Source organism: Oleiharenicola sp. Vm1, assembly GCF_047777955.1.
Taxonomy (GTDB): domain Bacteria; phylum Verrucomicrobiota; class Verrucomicrobiia; order Opitutales; family Opitutaceae; genus Didemnitutus.
In genome coordinates, this window is record NZ_CP180537.1 from 3835144 (window position 1) to 3857796 (window position 22653).

The following is a 22653-nucleotide window of genomic DNA, read 5'->3' on the forward strand; positions in this document are numbered from 1 at the left end:
CCCCCGCGCAAAACAAAGGCCCGAAATCGCCCTGCGCAAAAAAAGGTGCCCGAGACCATTCCCGGGCACCGGCAGTTCATGCAGCAAAAAGCGTTCGACGCTACTCCCTGCATCGGCCGCCCGGGCGCGGCGCCCCAGTCATGGGTTGACCAATGCTGCGCGCCGGTTGCCCCGGCCCCGCCGCCCCGTCACTTCCGCTGGGCGATGAAGTAGACGTGCGACTCCGGCCACTGGTCGAATTCGAAGTGCCGCAGCACCATGCCCGCCGCCGCCAACGTCCGCAGGATCGCCGGCACGCCCGGCGTCGCGTGATACAGCGGCACGCCGTGACACGGGTTCGTGACCTCGTGCGGCCCGTCCAATCCGCCCGCCGAGAAGATCAGCACGCCGCCCGGCTCGAGGGCGCCGCCGAGTTTCGCGAGCACGGCCAGCTGCCGCTCGCCCGGCAGGTGCCAGATGCTGTCCCAGGCCGTGATGAAGCCGTAGCGATGCGGCGGCGACCAGACACCGACGTCCGCCTGGTGAAACGTCGCGCCCGGTCGCGCCCGGCGCGCGAGTTCGAGCATGCGGGGCGAGAGGTCGAGCCCCTCGACCGTCCAGCCGTGCCGCACCAGCAGGTCGCGGAAGCGCGGGTTCGCGCCGCAGCCGACGTCGAGCGCGGCGCCGCGGCGCGGAGCGGTGAAAGCCAGCGCGCGCTCGTGCGCCGCCAGGCCGTTCGTGGCGGGAAAGTCCGGCGCCGCCCAGTGTTCCCCGATGCGATCGTAGACGGCGGCGATGTCGCGCGGCTCCATGCCGCGAGCAAAGCCGGCGCCCCGCGCGGGCCAAGCGCGTTCGCGCGGCCCTTGCGCTTTTTCCGCGTTTCGTCTGATTCGGGGCGGATCGCCCGCCCGCATGTCGAAAGCCCTGCCCTCCTCCCGCCCCCCGCTCGCGCGCATGCTGCGCATCCACGAGATCCTGCAGGACGGCCGCCAGACCAACGGCACCAAGCTCGCCGAGCAGCTCGAGGTCTCGACCAAGACGATCATGCGCGACCTCGCGTTCATGCGCGACCAGCTCGACCTGCCCTGCGAATACGACCCGCAGACCTTCACCTGGCGCTACGCCTACCCGGTGAAGAACTTTCCCACCGTGCAGATCAGCGAGGGCGAACTGCTCGCGCTGCTCGTCGCCCGCAAGGCGCTCGAGCAATACAAGGGCACGCCCTACCACGACCAGCTCGCGCATGCCTTCGACAAGCTCTCCGCCGGCCTGAACGACCGCATCAGCTTCTCGCCCAGCGGCACGATGGGGAACATCTCGTTTCACCAGGCCGGCCTCGGCCGCTCCGACCTCAAGCTCTTCGAGAAGCTCTCCCGCGCCGTCAACGAGTCGCGCGAGGTCGCCTTCGACTACAAGAAGCCCGCCGGCGCCGCGGTCGAGCGCCGCCGCGTGCAGCCCTACCACCTCGCGAACCGCGAGAGCGCCTGGTATCTCGTCGGTCACGACCTCGACCGCGGCTCGCTGCGGACCTTCGCCCTCGTGCGCATGCAGACCCTCGTCGTCGCGGAGCGGAAATTCGCGCGGCCGGCCGACTTCTCGCCCGAGAAGTTCTTCGGCAAGGCCTTCGGCGCCTTCGTCGGCACCGGCGACTACCGCGTGACCGTGCGCTTCGCCGCCGCGGTCGCGGACCAGATCCGCGAGCGCTTTTGGCACGAGTCGCAGGAAACGCGCGACCTGCCCGACGGCGGTCTCGAGTTCTCCGTCCAGCTCGGCGGGCTCGACGAGATCGTCCGCTGGATCCTCGGCTGGGGCGGCGACGCGGAGGTCGTCACGCCGAAGGAGCTGCGCGACCTCGTCCGCGCCAAGGCGGAGGCGATCGGCCAGCGCTACGCGCCCGCCCCGGCGGCCGCGCGGACGCGGAAGCCCTGAGCCGCGGGCGGCGCGCCGCTCACGCCGCGAGCGGACGCAGCGTGGCCGGCACGAGTTCGGAGAGCATCGACGGCTTGCGCCCGGCGGGCAGGCGGCGGCGGACCGGCGCGGGCTTGGGCCCGAGATTGACCGCGAGGCGCTGCATCAGCAGCTCGATGCGCTGCGCGGAAATCCGCCAGTCGGCCCCGGCGGGGTGATACCACTCGAAGCCGAACGACACGCTGCCCTGCCCCGCGCCGTAGCTGACGACCGGGTGGCCCTCGACCGCCAGCTCGTGGAACAGCTCGATGCCGCTCGCGAGCAGGCGCTCCTCGGCGACCGAGATGAAGCACTTCACCTGCTGGCCGTGCGGCTTGGCCCCGAGGGCGAGGCGAAACTCGCAATCCGGGCCGGTGTGGACGAGTTCCTCGTAGTCCTCGCTGGTGCGAAGACCGAGGAGAGCGAGGGCGGAGCGGCATTCGATGAGCGGCGTGCGGAGCGTGAAGGTGTTCATGGGCGGTGAGGAGGTTATGCGCCCACTCTACTCCCTGGGGTCGGACATGCGCCGTCCCACCCTCCGGATGCCCCGAAAATTTCTTCCAGATCCGTTCCCGCCCTATCGCCGCGCCAAGGGGCTGCCGCCCGACCGGCGACAGCCCCGGGGACGGACGGAGCTCAGAACTCGAACCGGACGCCGGCGGTGACATCGCGCCCCGGCAAAGGCGCGATGTCCTTCAAAAACGACGTGTGCACGCGCGCGGTGGCGTCGGTGAGGTTGGTGCCGCGCGCGAACAACTCGCCGTGGACGCCGCCGAGGCGGAAGCGGCGTGCGACCGAGGCGCCGGCGAGGCCGTAGCCGGCGGTTGCCGTCTCGTTCGGCGCGATGCGATCCTGGCGCGCCGCCGTGTGCAGCTCGGTCGTGAAACTCCAGTCGCCGACGCGGTAATCGAGCGCGACGCCGAGCCGCGACGGCGGGATCCGCGGAAGCGGCTGAGCGGTGTCGAGGTTGTCGGCGCGGACCGTGTCGGCGGTGAAGCGCAGGTCGACGCGCGAGCGCTTCGTCTCGACCAGGTGCGCGGTCAGTTCCAGCTCGGCGCCGTAGAAGCGCGCGGCGCCCTGGCCGAACCGGTAGACGGGCAGGCCGGAAACGGCGTCGGTCGCGCCGGTCGCCTCCTCGAAGATGAAGCCGTCAAAGCGGTTCACGAACGCCGTCACCGCGCCCGACCAGAGGCCGGCGCGCTTGCGCAGCGTGAGGTCGGCGCCGCGCACCTTCTCAGGCCGCAGCGCGGCATCGCCGATCTCGTAGGCGCCGGTGCCGGCGTGCGGACCGTCGACGAAGAGCTCCTGCGCGTTCGGCGCGCGCTCGCTGTCGGTCAGCGAGAGCGCGAGTGAGCAGTCGGCGGGCAGTTTCCAGATCGCGCCGGCGGAGAACGCCGCCAGCGTGTCGCGGCGCGCGGCGAAGGCCGCCCCGGCGCCGGGCGCGAGCCGCTGCTGCTCGGCGCGGGCGCCGAACTCCCAGGTCACGCCCGGTTGCACGAGCTCCTCGTAGACGAACACCGCGCGGTTGCTCGTCCGCGTGGCGGGCAGGATCGCCTCCTCGCCCGCGGTCGAGAAATCGCTGCGCGAGGCCTGGAAGCCGACCGCGCCGGTCAGCGGGCCGACCGGCGCGTGCATCAGCTCGAGCCGGCCCTCGTAGCCGCGGTTCTTGAACACGGTGCCGACGACACCGGACTCGAACTCCGTGTGCTGGTAGCGCGAGAGGCCGAGCTGGAACTTCGCCGCGCGCAGCCAGTCGACCGGCTGCAGCGCCTCGCCGTGGAAATCCCAGCGGCGCTGCCGCAGGTCGATCGTCACGTCCGGCTCCGCCACCGTGCCGTAGCGCGTGCCGAGCCCGGAGTAGGAAACGCCGAAATGACCGGCGTCGCCGAAGAAGCGCGTGAGCCCCGCGCCCGCGCCCTGGCCCGTCGACGCACTGTTCACGAGCGTGCCACGAGTGACCGGCTCGCCGGCGGCGGCGAGTTCGACGCGCCTGGCGTCGTCGGCGGCGTAGCCGGGGATGCGGACGTCGCCGGACTCGCGCTGGAACCCGTCGAGTCGCCACGCCCAGTCGCCGGCGGCGCCGGTGAGCACGGCGGCGCCCGCGCGTTCGGCGGCGGCGGAGCCGGCGCGCGTCTCGAAGCGGCCCGCGAGGGCGTGCGCCGGCTTCTCCTCCGGGATGCGCGAGTCGACGACGTTGACGATGCCGCCGATGGCCGAGCCGCCGTAGAGCAGCGCGGCCGGGCCGCGCACGAGCTCGATGCGGTCGATGAGCAGCGGATCGAGGCTGACCGCGTGGTCGGGGCTGACGACGGAGGCGTCCATCGTGCCGACGCCGCCGGAGAGCACGCGGATGCGGTCGCTGCCCATGCCGCGGATCACCGGGCGAGAGGCGCTCGGCCCGAAATAGGTCGAGGTGACGCCGGGTTGCTGCGCCAGCGTCTCGCCGAGCGAGAGCTGCTTCGCGAGGTCGAGCTGCGGCCCGCCGAGGACGGCGGCGGGCTGGGCGATCTCGTCGACCGCGCGCGCGAGCGGGCTGGCGGTGACGACGAACTCGCCAAGTTTGACTTGGGGCTCCGGCGCCGGATCGGCGGGAGCGGTTCGGGCGGACGCGACCAGCGCGCCGCCGCAGAGGACGGAGAGGGAAAGGAATTTTTTCATGCTGAACGGACGGACGTGCCGGCGGGGACGCACCCCGCCGGCAGGAGGAGACGGACGACGAACAGCGGCGCGCTCACGCGAGCGCCCGCGCCTCGGGATCGTGGTTCAGCAGCGCGGCGGCCCGCAGGCCGGCCGGAGCAGGTAGTGCGGCGGCGCCCAGTCGTGCGTGCGCGGCGCGGCGACGCGGCCGAGCTCGCGCGCGTCGGTGACGCGGTGCAGCGCCGGCGCCGCGTCGAGCGCGGCGGCGCCGTGGGCGAAGAGCGTCACGGCGCACTCGTGCGCGTGGTCGCCGCTGTCGCCGTGCAGAGCGGCGTGCAGCTCGGGACTCGCCGCCAGCACGCCCAGCGCCCACACCGTCACCGCCAGCAGCGCCGCGAGCCAGCGCGAGGAGCGCGGCGGGGGCGAGACTGGGGACAGGCGGCGGAGCATGCGCGCAAGGTTGGCAAGTCGCGGCGATCGTCAAGCCCGCGGCGCGTCCCCGGCGGCGCCCGACACGCGTCCGGCCGTTAACCGATTGAGTTTTCCCCCGCCGCCCGCACTGTGGCGGGATGCTCAAGCGTTTCGCAGTGCCGGCGCTGTTGGCCGGTCTCGTTCTGGCTCTCGCCAGTTGCGTCAATCCCCCGTCGCGCACCCCCAGCCGCGACGCCACCGCTCCGGCCGCCGCCGCGACCGCCGAGCCCTACAACCTTTACCTGCTCAAGCAGGACATCAAGGCCTACATCGACGACGGCCGCTACGAGGCCGGGCTCGCCGCCGTCGCCGCGGAAGCCAAGGCGTGGATCGAGCAGCGCGCCGCCCGCGGGGGCGGGAAGCTCGCGGTGGTCTTCGACCTCGACGAGACCCTGCTGTCGAACCTGCACCACATGCGCGCGATGGACTTCGGCTACGTGCCGAAGCTCTGGGACGAGTGGGTCGCGGAGGCCGACGCCACGCCGATCGCGCCCGTGCGCGAAGTCTACCTCGCCGCCCGCGCGAAGAACCTCGCGATCATCTTCATCACCGGCCGCAAGACCTCCGACCAGCCCGGCACGGAGAACAATCTCCGCGCCGACGGCCTCGGCGGCTACACCCGGGTGTTCTACAAGCCGAACGGCTACGTCGGCACGACGGAGAGCTTCAAGACCGCCACGCGCAAGAAGCTCGTCGAAGCGGAGGGCTACACGATCATCGCCAACATCGGCGACCAGGCCAGCGACCTCGCCGGCGGCTACGCCGAGCGGACCTTCAAGCTGCCGAATCCCTTCTACATCGCGAAGTGAACGGCCCGCCTGTGGCCGGTCGCCGGCGGTGAACGGGTGGAAACCGATTGCCGCGTCGCCTGTCCACGCCTCAGCCCCACCCGCTCCCGACCGCTCCCGTCCACCGGATGCTTTACGCCCTCACGATCTTCCTCGGCGCGTTCCTGCTCTTCCTCGTCCAGCCGCTGATCGGCAAATACATCCTGCCCTGGTTCGGCGGCGGGCCCGGCGTGTGGACGACCTGCCTGCTGTTTTTCCAGACCCTGCTGCTCGCCGGCTACGCCTACGCGCACTTCACGTCGACGCGCCTGAAGCCGCGCACGCAGGCGCTCACGCACCTCGTCCTCCTCGCGCTGTCGCTGGCGTGGCTGCCGATCATCCCCGACACGGCGTGGAAACCGGCCGCGGGCGACGAGCCGACGCGCCGCATCCTCCTGCTGCTGACGGCGACGCTCGGCCTGCCGTATCTGCTGCTCTCCGCCACCGGGCCGCTGCTGCAGCGCTGGTTCAGCCTGCGCCATCCCGGCCAGTCGCCCTACCGGCTCTACGCGCTCTCGAACGTCGGCTCGCTGCTCGCGCTGCTCGGGTATCCGTTCGCGATCGAGCCGCTGCTCGCGCGCTCGACGCAGGCCTGGGGCTGGTCGGCCGCGCTCGTGCTTTTCGCCGGGCTGTGCGGCGCCTGCGCGTGGCAAATCCGCCGCGCCGATCCGCCGGCGCCCGCCGCGCCGGCCACGGCCGACGATGACACCGCCGCGGACCAGCCGACGCGCCTGCAGCGCTTCTTCTGGCTCGCGCTGCCCGCGGTCGCCTCGGTGCTGTTGGTGGCGACCACGAGCAAGCTGTGCGTCGACGTCGCGGTGATCCCGTTCCTCTGGGTGCTGCCGCTCGCGCTCTACCTGCTGAGCTTCATCCTGTGCTTCGACCACCCGCGCTGGTATGCGCGCGGCGTCTTCGCCGCGCTGTTCGTCCTCGCCTGCGTGGCGGTGGGCTACTTCGTCTCCAGCGGCCTGCATGCGCCGATCGCGCAGCAGATCACCGGCTACTGTGCGGCGCTCTTCGTCGCGTGCATGATCTGCCACGGCGAGGCCTACCGCCTGCGGCCGGCACCGCGGCACCTCACGAGCTTCTACCTCCACCTCGCGACCGGCGGCGCGCTCGGCGGCTTCTTCGTCGCGGTGGTCGCGCCGCTCGTGTTCAACGACTATTACGAGCTCCACCTCGGCTACTGGGCGCTGGCGTATCTGCTCGCCGCGCTCGCCCTCGTGCAGCGCAGCCGCACCATCGTCCTCGGCATCGGCGCCGGCACGCTGGCGGGCGTGGCGCTGCTGCCGCTGTTCTTCCTCGGCCGGGCGACGGAGCCGGGCCCGCTCGCGCAGCTGAAGAACTACTACGCCACCTACCACGCCTTCTACGTCGAATACCGCTGGTGGGCCGCCGCGGTGCTGCTCGTGCTCCTGTGGTCGCTGCGCGGCGCGATCCGCGCGCGCGACGACGAGTGGCGCGTGCGCTTCTCCTTCCTGCCGCTTGCGCTCACCGCCCTGCTCGGAGCGGTCTTCTTCATCCAGATCACCGGCACGAACGCCGGCCTGATCGACGCCTCGCGCAATTTCTACGGCACGCTCAAGGTCCGCCCCTTTGGCGAGCCGGGCTCGATCTCCTACAGCTACCTGCTCAGCCACGGCATCACCACGCACGGCCTGCAGTTCGCCCGCCCGCCCTACAACACCTGGGCCACGACCTACTACGGCCCGAAGAGCGGCATCGGCCTCGCGCTCGAGCACGCCGCGCCGAAGCCGGGCGGGCGCCGCTTCGGCTTCGTCGGTCTCGGCGCGGGCACGCTCGCCGCCTACGGGCAGGCCGGCGACCAGTTGCGCATCTACGAGATCAACCCCGCCGTGCTCCACCTCGCCCGCGAGCGCTTCACCTACCTGACCCAGACCGCGGCCGACGTGAAGATCGTGCTCGGCGACGCGCGCCTCGCGATGGAGGACGAGCTCGCCCACGACGCGCCGCAGCACTTCGACGTGCTCGCGCTCGACGCCTTCAGCAGCGACGCCATCCCCGTCCACCTCCTCACCGCGGAGGCCTTCGCCGTCTACCTGAAACACCTCCAGCCCGACGGCGTCATCGCAGTGCACATCTCCAACCGCTACCTCGACCTGCGCCCGGTGGTCGAGGCGCTGGCGCAGCGCTACCAGCTCAGCCTCGTCACCCTCTCCAACAATCCCAAGGACGACGAGTGGTGGCTCTACCGCACCACCTGGATGCTGCTCAGCCGCGACCCGCTGAAGTTCGCCCACGCGGATTTCCAGGATGCGGCGGACGAGCCGCCGGACGAGACGGCGCAGACCATCCTCTGGACGGACGACCGCGCGAGCCTCGTCGGCATCTTGCGCTGAACCTCCGCCGCGCTGGTCCCGCGGGGGCGCACGCCATCGATCCGCGCGCGCTGCGCCTCGCGCTGGACTGGTTTCGCGGCGCGCTCTCCCCGGTGGCAAACGGCGGCCGCTGAAGCCTAGGTAGAAACACCTATTTCTCATTGCTATGCGCCGGCCGCCCTCCGTAGCGTCCGGGCTGAGTAATGTCGAAGGGCACCTCGACCCCCCTGCTGCGCAACCTGCATCTGCTCCCGTTCATGGCCGTGGCCGTTTTGGGCGGACTGGTGCTGGTCGGCTGGTGGACCGGCCAGGTGAACTGGGTGCAGCCGCGCGCCTACGACGTGCCGCTGCCCGCGAACGCCGCGTTCTGCTTCCTCGCCCTCGGCATCACGCCGCTGCTCTGCGCGCTGCTGCCGGGCCGGCGCTTTTCCTCGCTGCCCGCGCTGGCGGCGATGCTGCTGGCGGTGGTGGCCCTGCTCAGCGCGGAGCTGCACTGGTGGCCCGACGTCGAGAACATCCTCGTGCGCCACGACCGCCTGATCGAGGGGGCAGACATCGGCCGCGTGCCGACCCTGCTCGCCGGCCTGCTCGTGGCGACAGGCGCCCTGCTCGCCTGGCTCGGCAGCGAGCGCCCGGACCCGCGCCGACCGCTGCTGCTGGCCCTGGTCGGCTCGCTCGCGTGCGCCTACGGCTTCACCGCCGTGCTCGCCAGCCGCATCGGCCTCGCCCGCCTGGATTTCTGGATCAACCACGCGCACATCGGCCCGCAGGCCGCGATCGCCCTCCAGCTCCTCGGCGTCGCCCTCGTCCTGCTCGCCGCGCGCGACGCCAGCCAGACCGCCGACGAAAGCGGCCCGCGCTGGCTGTGGCTGCCCGTGGTCACGGTCAGCACCACGATCACGCTGCTCTTCTGGGTGACGCTGCGCGAGCGGGAGATCGCCTACCTCAACAACACCACCCAGCTCACCCTCAACACCATCGCCTCCGCCTTCAAGGCCGAGACCGAGGTGCAGATCAACAACCTCCGGCGCATGGCCGAGCGCTGGACCGATTCCGGCGGCACGCCCCTCGCCAGCTGGGAGAAGGACGCCCGCGCGCATGCGCAGGATTTCCCCGCCTACCGCTCGATCAGCTGGGTCGACGCCAATTTCCGCACCCGCTGGTTCTGGCCGCGCGAGGGCAACGAGGACGCCGCGTCCTTCGACCACCGCCGCGACCCGCTCCGCCTCCAGGCGCTCACCGCCGCGCGCGAGACCCTCGCCTTCGCCCTCGCCGCGCCGATCGTCTCCCCCGTGCAGCCGCCCTCGCTGGCCGTCTATGCCACCGTGCTCAGCGGCGGCAGCTTCGACGGCTACATCGTCGGCGAGATGACGCTGTCCAAGCTCTTCGACTCGATCGACGACCGCCTCAACATCTCCTCCCGCTACGAGTTCACCGCGCGCTTCCTCAACCCGCAGGCGCTCGACCCGAAGGCGCGCGACGTCGTGGTGTTCCGCTCGGCCGACCGCGAGGCGCAGCCGAACGAGCGCCTGCGCCAGTCCGCCGCCTTCAACCTGCTCGGCCAGCGCGTCACCCTCGAGCTCGTGCCGCGCCCGGAGTTCATCGCCCCGAACCGCCAGTTCCTGCCCGAGGTCGCGCTCGTGTCCGGCCTCGGCGTCTCCGTGCTGCTCGGCCTCGTCGTCAACCTCGCGCAGTCCGCCCGCAACCGCCAGCGCGCCGCCGAAAGCACCTCCGAGCAGCTGCGCTCCGAGAACGAGGAACGCCGCCGCATCGAGGCCCGCCTCAAGGTCACCGACGAGCGCCTCAACCTCGCCCTCGAGGCCACGCACATCGGCGTCATCGAGTGGAACCTCAACGACGGCCGCGCGATCTACAGCGCCGGCTTCTGGAACTCCCTCGGCTACGACGCCGCGTTCATGCCCGCGATGCAGGAGACGCTGCTCAAGCTGGTCCACCCCGACGACCTCAAGGGCTACCACGCCGCGCTCGACGCGCACCTCGCCGGCAAGGCCGAGCTGTTCGAGGGCGAGTTCCGGGTGAAGCACCACCACGGCGAGTGGGAGTGGCTCGCGCTCCGCGCCAAGTGCGTCGGCACCGACCGCATCGGCCGGCCGCTGCGCATGGCCGGCACCTGCCAGAACATCACCGCCCGCAAGCGCCAGCAGGAGGCCCTCCGCGCCTCGCAGGCCGCCACCCGCAAGCTCTCCCTCGTCGCCAGCCGCACCGACAACGCCGTCGTCATCACCCGCCCCGACGGCCGCGTCGAGTGGGTCAACGAGAGCTTCAGCCGCCTCGCCGAGCACACGCTCGAGGACATCGGCGGCCGGCCCTTCGTCGAGCTGCTCTCCAGCCCCGAGGACGACCTCACCGCCGTCGAGCGCGTCACCCGCGCCTTCGCGCGCCGCGAGGCGATGACGACCGACGTCATCCACCACGCCCGCAGCGGCCGGCGCTACCACGTGCACCTCGAGCTCCAGCCCGTGCTCAACGACGAGGGCGCGGTCGAGAATTTCATCGTCATCGAGACCGACATCACCTCGCGCGTCGAGGTCGAGCAGCAGCTCCGCCGCGCCAAGTCCGAGGCCGACTCCGCCTCGCGGGCCAAGTCCGAGTTCCTCGCCTCGATGTCGCACGAGATCCGCACGCCCATGAACGGCGTCATCGGCATGACCAGCCTGCTGATGGAGACGCCGCTCACGCCCGAGCAGCGCGACTACGTGCAGACCATCCGCACCTCGGGCGACGCCCTGCTCTCGATCATCAACGAGATCCTCGACTTCTCGAAAATCGAGTCCGGCCGCATGGAGCTCGAGCGCCACCCGTTCGAGCTCACCCAGTGCGTGGAGGAAACGCTCGACATCTTCGCCCTCCAAGCCGCGGCCAAGGGCATCGAGCTGGCCTACTCCGTCGACGCCGACGTGCCGCCCTGGATCGTCGGCGACATCACGCGCCTGCGCCAGGTGCTGGTGAACCTCGTGAACAACGCGGTGAAGTTCACCCCCAGCGGCTTCATCACCATCGAGGTGAAGCTCGCCGCGCCGGCCGACGCGGCCGGCGCCTGCCTGCTCGACTTCGTCGTCGCCGACACCGGCATCGGCATCCCGGCCGACCGCCAGAGCGCGCTCTTCAAGCCCTTCAGCCAGGTCGATTCCTCCACCACGCGCAAATACGGCGGCACCGGCCTCGGCCTCGCGATTTGCGACCGCCTCGTGCAGCTCATGGGCGGCACGATCGACGTCACCAGCAACCTCGGCCACGGCTCGCGCTTCCGCTTCAACATCCAGACCGAGGCGGCGGAGCAGCCCGGCGGCGGCCGCGTGCTGAACTTCGGCGGCATCTCCGTGCTGGCCGTCGACGACCACGCGGTCAACCGCCACGCGCTCCAGACCTGCCTCACCCAGTGGGGCTGCACGCCGCTGCTGGCCGAGAGCCCGGCGCACGCCCTCGAGCTCGCGGCGCAGAAATCACCCGCCATCGCCATCGTCGACCACGCCCTCGGCGAGGTCGCGGGCGACGAACTCATCCGGCAGCTCCGGGTCGCGCAGCCGCACCTGCCCGTCGTGCTGCTCACTGCCGCCTCCGACGGCGTGCGCCACGGCCAGAGCAGCGAGCCGTTCGTGATGCGCCTGCCGAAGCCGATCAAGCCGAGCTTCCTCGGCGAATGCCTCGGCCGCCTCATGAAGGGCGGCGCGCTGCCGCCTCCCGCCGCCCCCGCGCCGGCCCGCCCCCACGCCGAGCTCGCCCGCGAGATCCCGCTCGACATCCTCCTCGTCGAGGACAACCCGGTGAACCAGAAGGTCGCGCTCCACCTCCTCACCCGCCTCGGCTACCGCGCCGACGCCGTCAGCAACGGCCTGGAGGCCGTCCGCGCCGCCGAGCAACGCGACTACGACCTCGTTTTCATGGACGTGCAGATGCCCGAGATGGACGGCCTCGCCGCCACGCACGAGATCCGCACCCGGCTCCCCCAGGCCCGCCAGCCCCGCATCGTGGCACTCACCGCCAACGCCGTGCAGGGCGACCGCGAGCGCTGCCTCGCCGCCGGCATGGACGACTACCTGCCCAAGCCGGTGAAGCTCGACGAGCTGCACGGCATGGTGCGGAAGTATTTCGGCGCCACGCCCGGCGACCCGGCCTGAACCGGCCCGGCCGCGCGCCGCCCGATCGGTTGACGCCCCGCGTGCCGCGCGTAGCGTGGTGGGCGCACACCATGACGACTACCCCTCGCCGCCTCGTCGCCCTGCTCGCCGGCGCCTGCCTGATCACCGCCGCCTCCGCAGCGCCGCTCACCGCCCTCGTCGGCGGCCGTCTCATCGACGGCTGGGGCGGGCCGCCCGTCAACGACTCTGTCATTCTCATCGACGGCCAGCGCATCCAGGCCGTCGGCACCGCGCAGACCCTCCCCGTGCCCGCGGACGCGCAGGTGATCGACTGCCGCGGCATGAGCGTGCTGCCCGGGCTGTGGGACATGCACGTGCACACGATGCTGCTCGGCCATTCCGACTACGCGCACTGGGACAAGACCTACCCGCACCGCCTCGAGAAGGAGATCATGCCCGCCGCCGCGCGCCAGCTGCTCATGGCCGGCGTCACCAGCGCGCGCGACCTCGGCGCCCCGCTCGAGGCGAGCATCGCCGTGCGCGAACGCATCGCCAGGGGCGAGATCCCCGGCCCCACGCTCTACGTCTCCGGACCGTTCATCCAGCACGAGGCCTACCCCGGCACCGAGGCGTTCCGCTGGGGCGTGAAGGGACCCGAGGACGCCCGGGCGAAGGTCCGCCAGCTCGCCGCCGCCGGCGTCAACGTGGTGAAGCTGATCGACCAGGACCAGATGACCTTCGAGGAGGTCGAGGCCGTCGTCGACGAGGCACACCAGCACAAGTTGCCCGTCGTCGCACACTCGCACCGCCCCGACGAGATCCGCATCGGCCTGCGCGTGGGCGTCGACTGCTTCGAGCACACCGGCCTCGCCATGGCCCCCGAATATCCGGAGGACATCCTCGCCGCCCTGCGCGAGCGCACCGCGCAGATGTCGCTCGGCCCGCTCTTCTGGACGCCGACGATCGAGGGCTTCTTCAACTACGAATACAGCGTCCGCAACCCGATGCACATCGAGGACACCGGCTGGCAGCTCGGCGTCCCCGCGGACATCGTCGCGGACATCAAGCAGTCACTGCAGCATCCCGGCTGGCTCTCCTACTACCAGATCACGCCGCTCCGCGCGAAGACCTCGGCGCAGAAATTTCAGCAGCTCCGCACCTCCGGCGCCGTGCTGCTCATCGGCACCGACAGCGGCATCCCGATGAAATTCCACAACCAGTCCACCTGGCGCGAGCTCGACATCTGGGTGAACAAGCTCGGCATGGATCCGATGGACACCCTCCGCGCCGCCACCTACTGGCCCGCCGTGGCCATGCGGGTCGACAAGGATTACGGCACGATCCAGGCCGGCAAATACGCCGACATCATCGCCGTGAAGGGCGACGTGCTGCGCTACATCGACCTGCTCCAGCGCGTCGACGTCGTGATCAAGCACGGCGCGCGCGTGAAGTAACGCGCGCCGGCTACAGCCACCGCAGCAGTTCCCGCAGCTCGTCCGCGTGCGCGGGCTCGTCGGCCAGGTTGCGCTGCTCCAGCGGGTCGCGCTCCAGGTCGAAGCACAGCCACGGCACCTCGCGGCCGTCCGCCGCGGTGCGCAGCACGACCTTGTGCCGCGGCGTGCGGAAGCCGCGCCAGGCGTGCGGGCATTGCAGCGGAATCTCCGTCGCGCTCGGCATCGAGATCGCCGCGCTGTCCCGCTTGCAGAGCCACTCCCGCCCCTCCGCCCACGCCACCGCCATGTGCGGCAGGTCGACGAGACTCACGGGCGCATCATCGCGCCGCCCGCGGTTTTCCGTCCTCAATCCGCGGATCAACAGCGGCACGCGCACGCTCTCCTCCTGCGGCCAGGCCTTGCGGAACAGCCCGTGGCTGCCGTGCATGTCGCCGTGCACCGAGGTGAACGCCACGATCGCCTCGCCCAGGTCGATTTCCGCCAGCAGGCGGCCGATCGCCCGGTCCGTCGCCTCGACGTGGGCGTAGTAACCCGCGAGCTCCTCGCGGGCCTTTTTCTCGACCTCGCCGCCGAGCGGGACGTTGGCGCGCAGCCGGACCTCCGCCGGCCGCGGCTCGTGCACGTGCGGCGCGGGCGCGTGATACGGCGGATGCGGCGCCTCGAGGCTGACGACGCAGAACACCGGGGAGCCGTGCGGCTCGCGCAGCCAGTCCGCGGCGCGCTGCGCGAGCACGTCCGCCTGGTAGCCCTTGAACTGCCGCGGCTCCGCCAGCCGCGTGCCGTGCAGCCACGGATCGTTGAGCAAAAACCCGCCCTCGAAGCCCTCCCAGAGGGCAAAGCCCCCGCGCCGCTCCGGCGGCACGACCTGCCGGGCGTGCGCCTCGCCGACGAAGGGCGCCTGGCGGTCGCGGGGCGCGAGGTGCCACTTGCCGAACCACGCCGTCCGGTAACCGCGGTCGCCGAGCGCGTGCGCGACCGTGCGGGCGGACGTCGGCAGCGGATCCCAGTAGGAACTCACGCCGTTCTCCGGACAAAGGCGGCCGGTCAGCAGCGCCGCCCGCGCCTGCGGCCCCAGCGGGTGCGGCGTCACCGCCTGGGCGAAATCCACCGCCTCGCTCGCCAGGCCGTCGATCCACGGCGTGCGCGCGTTCGCGTCGCCTGCGTAGCCGCAGGCCTGCGCGCGCCACTGGGTGGTGACGATCCAGAGGATGTTCGGTTGCCGGGGCACGGCGGAGAAGTTGGCCACAAAAAGCGCAAAAGGCGCATCAAAAAGCCGGACCGCAACCCCTGCGGAGCCAGCGGGGCGGCAATCGGGTATCGTGGCCGTCATGTGGGCACGGGCGCTGGCTATTTTCGCGCTGATCGCGCTGGTGGAGACGATCCACGGCAGCCTGCGCGTGCGCTTCCTCAACCGCCCGCTCGGCGACCAGCGTGCCCGGCAAGTCGGCGTATTCACCGGTTCGGCGTTGATCCTCCTCATCGCGTGGCTCACGACTCCCTGGCTGGCGGTGCCCAGCGCCGCGGCCGCGTGGGCGGTCGGCGGGGCGTGGCTAAGCCTGATGCTCGCCTTCGAGGTCTGGGTTGGGCGCGGCTTGTTTCACGCCTCCTGGCCGCGGGTGTTCGCGGACTTCGACCTGCGTCGCGGCGGCCTGCTGGGTTTCGGCTTGCTCGTGCTGGCAGCCGCACCGTGGCTGGCCGGCGTGGCCCGCGGTCGGTTTTAGCCCGGAAGGCGGAACGGAAAATCTTTGCGGCCGGGCCGGCTTCGGCTTCATCGTCCGCCCATGCGTCTCCGTGTCATCACCGCCGGTGGAACCATCGACAAGGTCTACTTCGACGCCGCCAGCACCTACGAGGTCGGCGAGCCGCAGATCGGCCCGCTGCTGCGCGACTCGAACGTCACCTTCGACTTCGTCGTCGAATCCGTCCTGCAGAAGGACAGCCTCGCGATGACCGACGAGGACCGGTCGCTCATCCGCTCCCGCGTCGAGGCCGCGCCGGAGAAGCTCATCCTCATCACGCACGGCACCGACACGATGACCGCGACCGCGGCGAAGCTCCAGGGCATCGCCGACAAGACCATCGTCTTCACCGGCGCGATGCAGCCGGCCCGGTTCCGCGACAGCGACGCCGTCTTCAACGTCGGTTGCGCGGTCGGCGCGCTCCAGGTCCTGCCGCCCGGGGTCTACATCGCCATGAACGGCGTCGTCTCGCCGGCGGACAAGGTGAAGAAGAACCGCGCCGCCAGCCGCTTCGAGCCCAAGGCCTGAGCGCCCCCGCCCTGCCCGCGGGGCGCCGTGGCGCGGAGACGGTGCGATTGCCGGGGAATCCCCTAAAGTTCCCCCGCTCGGAGCCGAACGAGAAAGGTGCCGGGGTCACTCTCCGGCATTGATGCTTTTTCCCCTTTCCAACGCGCCCGCAAGCCGCCCTGTCCGCGACCTGCCCGCCTGAGCTATGGCTGGTTCGCCGACCATTGCGTCCCTTTTCGCCCAGCGCGTCGTCATCGGCGTGGGTGACTTGGCCGTGTCAAACAACACGCAGGTCGTGCTCAGCACCTACGCCCTCGGCTCCTGCATCGGCGTTGTCGCCTACGATCCCGTGGTCAAGGCCGCCGGCATCCTGCACCTGATGCTGCCGGAGTCCTCCATTTCGCCGGAAAAGGCCGCGCGCCAGCCCGCCATGTTCGCCGACACCGGCCTGCCCGCCTTCTTCAAGGCGCTCGCCGGCCTGCGCGCCGAGCGCTCGCGGCTGCGGCTCTTCGTCGCCGGCGGCGCCAGCGTGATCGCCGGCACCGACCCCTTCCGCATCGGCGAGCGCAACCAGCGCGTCACGATGAACTACCTGTCGCAGCAGGGTTACACCGTCCGGCGCACCGACGTCGGCGGCAACATCAACCGCACCGTCCACCTCGAGGTGAGCACGGGGGCGGTCGCGCTGAAGACGCCCAACGAGAACCTCTCGCACTCGCTCGCCGCCTGAGCCGGCGCGCCCGTCTGCCGCTCGCCGCAGCGTCCGCGGCTTTGGCCGCCCGCACCGCGCCGTCCGTCGCCGCGCGTTTGCCGCCGGCGGCGGCCCCGGCTTCGCTGCGGTCATGCGCCTGCTTACCGCCCTGTTCGCGTGCGTGCTCCTGCCCGCGCTTGCGTCCGCCACCCCGCCCGCGGCCCCCGACCCCATCGAGGGCCGCTGGCTCGGCCGCACCGGCGACGCCCGCGCCAACAACCTCTCGCTGCTCGGCCTCGAGTTCACACGCGACGCGTCCGGCGCGCTCGCCGTCGCGCTCACGCTCGAGCAGCTCAATCTCTTCGGCCAGCCGCTGCCCGGCGCGGTCCGTCGCGAGGGCACCCGCTACACGGGCGACTCGTTCGACCTCACGCTGCAGGACGGCAAGCTCACCGGCACCTTCGGCGCCGGCCGGCGCGCCGTCACGCTCGAGCGCGTCGCCGAGCTGCCGGCCGACACCCCGATCCCGACCGACCTGCCGCCGGCGCCGGCGCCGCGCTGGCAGCGGCAGCTCGGCGGCGCGATCTACGCCGGCCCCACGGTGCACGCCGGCGTCGCCTACGTCGGCACCACCAACGGCGTGCTGGTGGCGTTGCGGGTCGCCGACGGCTCCGTGGCGTGGAGTTTCCCCGCCGGCCGGCCGCTTTTCGGCGAGCCGCTCGCGACGGACGACGCGGTGTTCTTCGTCTGCGACAACGGCTACCTCTTCAAGCTCGCCCGCGCCGACGGCAAGGAACTCTGGCGCTACGACCTCGGCGACGCGCGCGTCTCGCGCCTCCCGCCCGACCCGATCCAGCAACCCGAGGACGGTTTCGACCATCGCGCCCCGCAGCCGACGCTCGTCGACGGCGTGCTCTACGTCGGCGCCGGCGACGGCGGCTTCCACGCCGTGCGCGCCGACACCGGCGCGCGCGTCTGGCGCGTCCAGTCGCAGGGCGCCATTCGCACGACCGCCGCCGTGCGCGGGCCGCACGTGTTCTTCAGCACGATCGGCGGCCTCGTGGTCGCGGCCGAGCGCGCCACCGGCCACATCCTCTGGGAGGTGAAGTCGCCCGCGCCCGTGACAAGTTCGCCGGCCTTCATCGGCGACAAGCTCGTCATCGGCGGACGCGACAGCGTGCTGCAGGCGCTCGATCCCGCCACGGGCGCGCAGCTCTGGAAGCTCGGCTTCTGGGGCTCGTGGGTCGAGTCGACCGCCGTCGCCGCCCCGGAGAACAACGGCGTCGCCTACATCGGCTCGTCCGACCTGCGCCGGGTGACCTGCCTCGATGCGAACGACGGCCGCATCCTCTGGCGCACGGACGTGTTCGGCAGCCCGTGGGGCCGGCCGCTCGTGACGAATAAATTCGTCTACGCCGCCCTGGCCGCCGAGGAACCCTACATGATCCGCCACCAGGGCGGGCTCGCCGCGCTCGACCGCGCGACGGGCCGGCTTGTCTGGCGTCTCGCCGCGCCGAACCCGCCCGGCGCCTACAGCGGGGGCTTCGCCGGCTCGCCCGCGCGCGCCGGCGACCTGCTCCTGCTCGGCGGCATCAACGGCACGCTCTACGCGTTCCCGATCGAGTGACGCCAGGCACCTGAGGCGCGCGCGAGTCCGTGCGCGCGCCTCGCGGCAAGAATGGGCTTGGAACCCCGCGGCCCGGCCGATTTGTTCGCCCGGATCGCGGCGTGTTTGGGCCACGCGCCGCCGCTCTCTTCCCCATGATTGCTTCCCTTGCCCCCTCGGGCGGCTGGCGCGACGCTTCGCGCCGCTGGCCACCCTCGCCATCCTGCTGGCCGCGCTGTCCGGCTGCGCGACCGCCCCGGTCACCCACAAGACCCTGAGCGACGCTCCCGCGCGCGTCGCCAAGCTGAAACCCCAGATCGCGCCGCTGCATGTCGAGGTCTACGAACTGAGCGCCGGCGGCGTCTCCGAGAAACGCGATGACTGGACGCAGCAGGTCAGCACCCACATCGCCCCCGTGCTCGCCGAGGAGACCGGCTACCGCGTGACTCCCGCGCCCACCACGGAGCAGAAGTCGGCGATCGACGGCGAGATGACCGAGGTGATCGCGATGCTCCAGGTCATCACGCTCAACCACCTCGTCAGCCAGTTCGGCCCCGCCGAGCTGCGCGCGCAGGATCGCCCCCTCACCTACAACGTCGGACGCATCGACCATCTGCTCGACACACTCGGCGCCGACAGCCTACTCGTCACCTTCGTGCGCGACGAATACTCCACCGGCGGCCGCAAGGCGCTCATGGCGCTCGGCTTCCTTGTCGGCGGCGCCACGGGAGTCTTCATCGTCCCGCGCGGCGGCATCACGGTGAACGCTGCGGCGCTGGTCGAGCGCGACGGCACGGTCGTCTGGTTCAATTATGCCGGCAGCGGCGGCGACATGCGGACGCCCGAGGGCGCCCGCGCCACCGCCAAGATGCTGCTCGCCGGCCTGCCTCGCGCCGTGGTCGCCTCCGCCGCTCGCTGACCGCCGCGATGCCCCGGAGAGTCACGCTGCCCCGCCTCGCGTGCACCGGCCTCGCCCTGGTGCTCGGCTTCGCCACCGGCTGCCAGAGCACCGACATCGCACCGCTCACGACCGCCGGCACCGCACTGGAGCAGGACGAGCAGCGCCTCTGGCTCCGCGCCGACGAGGAACAGGCCGCGATCGAACGCAGCGGCCTGCGCGTCCACGATCCGCAGCTTGACGCCTACCTCGACGCCATTCTCGACCGCCTGCACCCCGACCCACTGCCCGACGGTCACCGCTTCCACGCCCGCGTCCTGCTCGACCCCACGCTCAACGCCTTCGCGCTGCCGACCGGCGTCATCTACATCCACAGCGGCCTGCTCGCGCACATGGAGAACGAGGCCCAGCTCGCCACCGTGCTCGGCCACGAGCTCACGCACACGACGCACCGACATGCGGTCAAGAGCTTCCGCAGCGTGAAGAACAAGACGGCGTTCCTTGCCACCTTTGTCGTCGGCACCAGCGGCCTCGGCAGCCTGATCGGCGCCGTCGGCACGCTCGCCGCCGTCTCCGGCTATTCCCAGGACCTCGAACGCGAGGCCGACCGCGTCGGCTTCGACCGCCTGGTCGCCGCCGGCTACGACCCGCGCGAGAGCCCGAAGGTGTTCCGCGAGCTCCAGACCGAGGCCAGGCGCACGAAGCTCAAGGAGCCGTTCTTCTTCGGCAGCCATCCCCGGCTCCAGGAACGCATCGACAATTTCACCGCCTTCCTCGCCACCCTGCCGCCGGAGAAGCGCGCCGGCCGCCTCGAGACGGAGGCGTTCGCCGCCGCGACGCACGACGTGCTCGGCCGCAACGTCGAGGCCTCGCTCCTGGCCGGCGACTGCGACGCCGCCCGCGACGAGGCGCTGCGCTACCTCGCCCGCACCGCCGACGCGCCGGAGATCGAGTTCCTGCTCGCCGAGTCCTACCGTAAGCGCAACGAGCCCGCGGCGAACCAGACCGCGCGCGACCGCTACCGGCAGCTGCTCGCGCGCCACCCGGATTTCGCCCCGCGCACCGCGGCCTCGGGTTGGTCCTGATGAAGGACGGGCAGCCCGCCGCCGCGGCCGCCGCGTTCCGCCGCTACCTCGAGTTGGCGCCGCAGGCGCCGGACCGCGCCTACGTCGAAGGTTTTCTTTCCCAATGCGTCCCCACATCCTGACCCTCCTGGCCGCCATCGCGGCATTGTTCCTGGCCGGCTGCCAGATCTGGCAGCCCGGCGGCGTCACCGCCAAGACCGGCGACGGCGCCGCCAGCCTCACCGTGCCGTCCGGCTGGATGTTCACGACCGCGCGCAACGTCGCCCAGGGCGACCTGCTCGCCACGAAGGACGGAGCGCTGCTCCAGCGCGTCGTCCTCTCGCATCACGAGATCAAGGAGCCCCTCGCCCACTCGAAGCGCAAGCTCGAGGCCACGCAGACGCCGTTCGAGATCGCCGACGCCGTGCTCGACGATCTGCGCGCCAACCGCGAGATGCAGGCGCTGAAGGTGATCGAGAACACGCCGCAGACCGTCGGCGGGCATCCCGGTTTCCGCTTCGTCGTCGAATACGGCGTCGCCGATCCCGTCGGCCTGAAGCTGCGCGAGGTGCACTACGGCGCGCTCGTCGGCGCGCGCCTCTACCAGCTGACGTTCATCGCGCCGGCGCGCCACTACTTCGAGCGCGACCTGGCGGCGATCGACAAAGCCGCGCAGTCGCTCCAGCTCGCCGCCCGCTAGGTCCGGTGCCCCGCCGCGCTCAGGGCAGCGCCGCGCGCGGCACCACGTAGCCGAAGACGGCCGCCCAGTGGCAGACGCTGCCCGCCAGCACCCACACGTGCCAGACGGCGTGGTTGAAGGGCAGCTTTTCCCAGAGATAGAAGATCGTGCCGAACGAGTAGCAGAGCCCGCCCGCAACGAGCAGCCAGATGCCGCCGAGCGGCAGCGCGGCGAAGAGCGGCTTCGCCGCGATCAGCACCAGCCAGCCCATCGCGAGGTAGATGATCGTCGAGATCACGTCGCCGCGACCGGCGAAGAAGAATTTCAGGACCACGCCCACCACGGCGCAGCCCCAGACGACGCCGAAGAGGCTCCAGCCCCAGCCGCCGCGCAGCGGTCCGAGGACGAAGGGCGTGTAGGTGCCGGCGATGAGGAGGAAGATGGCGGCGTGGTCGAAGCGCTGGCAGCGGCGGCGCCACTTGGGGGACTTCACGCTGTGGTAGAGCGTCGACGCGGTGTAGAGCAGCACGAGCGTCGCGCCGTAGATGGCGGTGCTCGTGATGTGCCAGACGTTGCCGTAGAGCGAGGAGTAGACGACGAGGAACACCAGGCCGGCCACGCTGAGCACGGCGCCGACGCCGTGGGTGAGGCGGTTGGCCAGTTCCTCCAGCGGCGGGTAGCTGTCAGGGACGTGTTTGGTCGCGGCGGACATTTCAGGCGGAAATCTTCTCGGCCTTGCCCCGGGTGGCGAACTCGTGCGCGAGGTGGTCGACGAAGTTCATCACCAGCGGACCGGCCTCGGCCCTGGGCCAGGTGACGGCGTGCCAGGTGCGGTGCCAGCCCTTGCGGGTGATGCGCTTGGCGACGAGCTGGCCGTCGGCGAGCGCGGGCTTGACCGCCCACTCGGCCAGCGCAGCGACGCCCATGCCGGCTTTGACCAGTTCGAGGATCGCCTCGGTGAGCTGCACGCAGGTGAAGCGGCGCGGCCATTCGCCGGCGGGGCGCAGGATGTCGACGCAGAGCGACGACTCCTCCGGACGCGACGCATACATGAGCAGGTGCTCGCGGGCGATCTCGTCGGGCTCGAGCCAGGGCTTGTGCGCCAGCGCATGGTCGCGCGGCACGAGCAGGCGCACCTCGTCGCGCAGGACGGCGCGGGCGAGCATGCCGGCGCGCTCGGGCTTGTCGGTCGTGATGGAGAGGTCGATCTCGCGGTTGTAGAGGGCGTCGAGCGAGCGGTGCGTGACCTCGCCGACCACGCGCACGTCGGCCTCGGGGTGCTCGGTGCGGAAGGAGCGGATGACGGCCGGCAGCCAGTGGTAGCCGGTGTAGCAGTGGGTGCTCAGGCGCACGGTGCCGGCGCGGCCCTGCTTGAGCTTGGCCAGGCGGTCCTCGGCGTCGGCGACGGTGCTGAGCACGCGCACGGCGGCGTCGAGCAGGACGTCGCCCGCGGGCGTGAGGCGCATGGTCTTGCCCTCGCGGTGGAAGATGGGGCCGCCGACGATCTCCTCCAGGACGCGCAGCTGGTGGCTGAGCGCGGAGGGCGTGAGGTTCAGCCGCTCGCTGGCGCGGGTGAGGCTGCGCTCCTCGGCGACGGTCCAGACCAGGCGCAGATGCCGCAGCTCCACCCCGGTGTAGCGGGTGAACGGATCGCTGGCGGCGCCTTGAGCGGCTTTCACGTCCAAGAGCCGTAACGTTAATTTGATTCAGGTCGA

Annotated in this window: 19 protein-coding genes; 12 read left to right on the top strand and 7 right to left on the bottom strand. The window is 71.4% G+C overall.

The annotated features are described in order from the left end of the window. Positions 1-188 precede the first annotated feature (188 nt). Positions 189-791, bottom strand: a complete 603-nt coding sequence (locus ACMYLB_RS18500; RefSeq protein ID WP_415908417.1) for a class I SAM-dependent DNA methyltransferase — start codon at positions 789-791, stop codon at positions 189-191. Between the two features lie 100 nt (positions 792-891). Between ACMYLB_RS18500 and ACMYLB_RS18505 the strand changes: the two genes are divergently transcribed. Then, the gene (locus ACMYLB_RS18505; protein ID WP_415908418.1) at positions 892-1908 is read left to right on the top strand and encodes a helix-turn-helix transcriptional regulator; all 1017 of its coding nucleotides are present in this window, start codon (positions 892-894) and stop codon (positions 1906-1908) included. A 19-nt stretch (positions 1909-1927) separates the two neighbouring features. Here the strand turns inward: ACMYLB_RS18505 and ACMYLB_RS18510 are convergent, their stop codons facing one another. The 3 genes from ACMYLB_RS18510 to ACMYLB_RS18520 form a co-directional block, all read right to left on the bottom strand. After that, positions 1928-2401: a hypothetical protein gene (locus ACMYLB_RS18510; RefSeq protein WP_415908419.1), complete on the bottom strand. Its 474-nt coding sequence runs from the start codon at positions 2399-2401 to the stop codon at positions 1928-1930. Positions 2402-2562: 161 nt separating this feature from the next. Further along, on the bottom strand, positions 2563-4584 hold the full coding sequence (locus ACMYLB_RS18515) for a TonB-dependent receptor (protein ID WP_415908420.1): 2022 nt from the start codon (positions 4582-4584) through the stop codon (positions 2563-2565). A gap of 105 nt (positions 4585-4689) precedes the next feature. Then, positions 4690-5013, bottom strand: coding sequence for a hypothetical protein (locus ACMYLB_RS18520; RefSeq protein WP_415908421.1), 324 nt, complete (start codon positions 5011-5013; stop codon positions 4690-4692). Between the two features lie 119 nt (positions 5014-5132). On the opposite strand from ACMYLB_RS18520, the gene ACMYLB_RS18525 reads away from it, so the two are divergent. The 4 genes from ACMYLB_RS18525 to ACMYLB_RS18540 all read left to right on the top strand — a co-directional run bounded on the left by ACMYLB_RS18525 (position 5133) and on the right by ACMYLB_RS18540 (position 13754). Further along, the gene (locus tag ACMYLB_RS18525) at positions 5133-5843 is read left to right on the top strand and encodes an HAD family acid phosphatase (RefSeq protein WP_415908422.1); all 711 of its coding nucleotides are present in this window, start codon (positions 5133-5135) and stop codon (positions 5841-5843) included. Positions 5844-5950: 107 nt separating this feature from the next. Continuing rightward, positions 5951-8221, top strand: coding sequence for a spermidine synthase (locus ACMYLB_RS18530; RefSeq protein WP_415908423.1), 2271 nt, complete (start codon positions 5951-5953; stop codon positions 8219-8221). 182 nt (positions 8222-8403) lie between these two features. Next, complete coding sequence (locus ACMYLB_RS18535) at positions 8404-12339, top strand: response regulator (RefSeq protein WP_415908424.1); 3936 nt, start codon at positions 8404-8406, stop codon at positions 12337-12339. 71 nt (positions 12340-12410) lie between these two features. Beyond that, the gene (locus ACMYLB_RS18540; RefSeq protein WP_415908425.1) at positions 12411-13754 is read left to right on the top strand and encodes an amidohydrolase family protein; all 1344 of its coding nucleotides are present in this window, start codon (positions 12411-12413) and stop codon (positions 13752-13754) included. Between the two features lie 10 nt (positions 13755-13764). Here ACMYLB_RS18540 and ACMYLB_RS18545 read toward each other — a convergent pair whose 3' ends face one another. Next, positions 13765-14982, bottom strand: coding sequence for a sulfatase-like hydrolase/transferase (locus tag ACMYLB_RS18545; RefSeq protein WP_415908426.1), 1218 nt, complete (start codon positions 14980-14982; stop codon positions 13765-13767). Between the two features lie 100 nt (positions 14983-15082). Here ACMYLB_RS18545 and ACMYLB_RS18550 point away from each other — a divergent pair, with 100 nt between their 5' ends. The 7 genes from ACMYLB_RS18550 to ACMYLB_RS18580 all read left to right on the top strand — a co-directional run bounded on the left by ACMYLB_RS18550 (position 15083) and on the right by ACMYLB_RS18580 (position 20959). Beyond that, positions 15083-15475, top strand: a complete 393-nt coding sequence (locus ACMYLB_RS18550) for a hypothetical protein (protein ID WP_415908427.1) — start codon at positions 15083-15085, stop codon at positions 15473-15475. Between the two features lie 60 nt (positions 15476-15535). Continuing rightward, positions 15536-16021: an asparaginase domain-containing protein gene (locus tag ACMYLB_RS18555; RefSeq protein WP_415908428.1), complete on the top strand. Its 486-nt coding sequence runs from the start codon at positions 15536-15538 to the stop codon at positions 16019-16021. A 253-nt stretch (positions 16022-16274) separates the two neighbouring features. After that, complete coding sequence (locus ACMYLB_RS18560; protein ID WP_415908429.1) at positions 16275-16730, top strand: chemotaxis protein CheD; 456 nt, start codon at positions 16275-16277, stop codon at positions 16728-16730. 112 nt (positions 16731-16842) lie between these two features. Further along, positions 16843-18318: a PQQ-binding-like beta-propeller repeat protein gene (locus tag ACMYLB_RS18565; protein ID WP_415908430.1), complete on the top strand. Its 1476-nt coding sequence runs from the start codon at positions 16843-16845 to the stop codon at positions 18316-18318. A 394-nt stretch (positions 18319-18712) separates the two neighbouring features. Continuing rightward, entirely contained in the window at positions 18713-19216 is a 504-nt protein-coding gene (locus ACMYLB_RS18570) for a hypothetical protein (RefSeq protein WP_415908431.1), read from the top strand. Positions 19217-19224: 8 nt separating this feature from the next. After that, entirely contained in the window at positions 19225-20280 is a 1056-nt protein-coding gene (locus tag ACMYLB_RS18575; protein ID WP_415908432.1) for a M48 family metalloprotease, read from the top strand. A 103-nt stretch (positions 20281-20383) separates the two neighbouring features. Continuing rightward, on the top strand, positions 20384-20959 hold the full coding sequence (locus tag ACMYLB_RS18580; protein ID WP_415908433.1) for a hypothetical protein: 576 nt from the start codon (positions 20384-20386) through the stop codon (positions 20957-20959). Between the two features lie 19 nt (positions 20960-20978). Here ACMYLB_RS18580 and trhA read toward each other — a convergent pair whose 3' ends face one another. Together trhA and ACMYLB_RS18590 are read right to left on the bottom strand one after the other, a co-directional pair. Then, positions 20979-21650, bottom strand: coding sequence for a PAQR family membrane homeostasis protein TrhA (gene trhA, locus ACMYLB_RS18585; protein WP_415908434.1), 672 nt, complete (start codon positions 21648-21650; stop codon positions 20979-20981). 1 nt (position 21651) lies between these two features. Beyond that, positions 21652-22617 carry a LysR family transcriptional regulator gene (locus ACMYLB_RS18590; RefSeq protein WP_415908435.1) on the bottom strand — a complete coding sequence of 322 codons (966 nt, stop codon included), beginning with the start codon at positions 22615-22617 and terminating at the stop codon, positions 21652-21654. Between the last annotated feature and the right edge of the window lie 36 nt (positions 22618-22653).